Origin of the sequence: Bradyrhizobium sp. CCBAU 45384 (genome assembly GCF_028128665.1) — a bacterium.
Classification (GTDB): Bacteria; Pseudomonadota; Alphaproteobacteria; order Rhizobiales; family Xanthobacteraceae; genus Bradyrhizobium; species Bradyrhizobium manausense.
In genome coordinates this window covers 1,252-2,884 of record NZ_LBIZ01000003.1, presented here as the reverse complement: position 1 = coordinate 2,884, position 1,633 = coordinate 1,252, and the positions used below count along the sequence as shown (strand labels likewise).

General features: G+C 63.0%; 1 protein-coding gene and 1 pseudogene. Both read left to right on the top strand.

Annotated features, from left to right (window positions below; genetic code table 11):
* A partial coding sequence (locus XH80_RS00550; protein ID WP_271596908.1) for a tyrosine-type recombinase/integrase occupies window positions 1-1,284 on the top strand: 1,284 nt, incomplete at its 5' end.
* Window positions 1,281-1,633 (top strand): annotated as a pseudogene (locus XH80_RS00545) (tyrosine-type recombinase/integrase); the annotation flags it as partial. The gene XH80_RS00550 and the pseudogene XH80_RS00545, both read left to right, overlap by 4 nt.

Genomic DNA, 1,633 nt, shown 5'->3' with positions numbered 1-1,633 from the left:
GTTCGTTCTGTGCCTCCGCTTTCAACAGCGGAGAACAGGAAGATGGAAGCTGAAGAGTACTTGGGCAGAAGCCGGCTGTACCGGCGTCTCAGAAGCGGGCCGCACGGACGGCTCGTCGAGTGCTACGCCGTTCGTCTCGTCGAAGAGAGGCTCGTTCGGCACGGCGCGTGGCGTTGCCTCAACGTAGTTGGCGGGCTCCTGAGTTGGATCGCAGGCCGTCGCTACAAGCTGGTCGATCTCGATGAGCAGGTCGTTGAGCGGTACCTCCGACATCGAGGCGGGAGGCAGTCTATCCAACCCGGTGACCGAGCTGCGCTCAAGCGATGGCTGTCGGTGCTGCGCGAGGAAGGCGCGATCGCGCCGTTGGTGCTACCGCCTCTCACCCCGCACGAACGGATCTTCAAGGAGTTCGATGCCTACCTGCGATCGGAGCGCGGCTTGGCCCCGAGGTCCATCGTCCGCCATCTCCCAGTCATCCGCAGGTTCCTGCACGAGGTGTGCTCCGGCGGCGCCGGCGCCCTGTGCAAGATCAGCCAAGAGGACGTGATCCGCTACGTTGAGCGCCATGCCCAGGATTGGAGCCCGGGAACAGGCAAGGCGATGTGCTGGTCGTTGCGTGCCTTTCTCCGTTACCTCCACCATCGGGGGCTGAACTCGCGCCCGTTGGCGGATTGCGTTCCATCGATGCGCCGATGGAAGCTCGCAACTCTACCGACCTTTCTGCCTGCCGCTCAGGTGCGGAAGGCTCTCGACAGTTGCGACCGAGAGACGGTGATGGGACGGCGCGACTACGCCATTCTGTTGTTGCTGGCCAAGCTCGGCCTGCGGGCCGACGAGGTCGCGACGCTCACCCTTGATGATATCGACTGGCGCGCCAGCGAGATACTCGTTCGCGCCAAGGGCCGACAGCGAGCACGGATGCCGTTACCGCCAGACGTTGGCGCAGCCATCGTTGCATATCTGCGCAATGGCCGCCCAAAGTCGTCGTGCCGACGGTTGTTCGTCCGCACACTCGCGCCGCACATTGGGTTTGCTTCCGGATGCGCGATCACCATGATCGCCAAGGCCGCCCTCGATCGCGTTGGAATCGACGGTTGCGCACACCGCGGCGCCCATATCTTCCGACACAGTCTCGCTACCGAGCTTCTCCGATCTGGCGCGACCTTGTCGGAGATCGGACAGCTGCTGCGGCACGAGAACCACGACACCACCCGGATTTACGCGAAGGTCGACATTGATGCGCTGAGAACATTGAGCCTGCCCTGGCCGGGAGGCGTGCAATGACCGATCTGCGCTCCGCACTCGATAAGTACCTGAGCATGCGCAAGGGGTTTGGATACAAGTACGAGCACCAGACCCGTCGGCTCGCCGACTTCGTTGCCTTTATGGAGAAGCGCAAAGCCAGGATCATCACGATGAAGCTGGCAATGGAATGGGCAACGCTGCCGCCCGATCGTCATGCATCCTGGGCGCTGCGATTGAGCGACGTGCGCGGGTTCGCGCGCCATGTCGCCAACTTCGATCCGAGAACGGAGGTACCGGCCGTCGGCATGCTGCCCGGATGGAAGCGCGCCAAGCCCTATATCTATAGCGACGCGGAGATCGATGCGTTGCTGAAGGCAGCGCTGGCTCT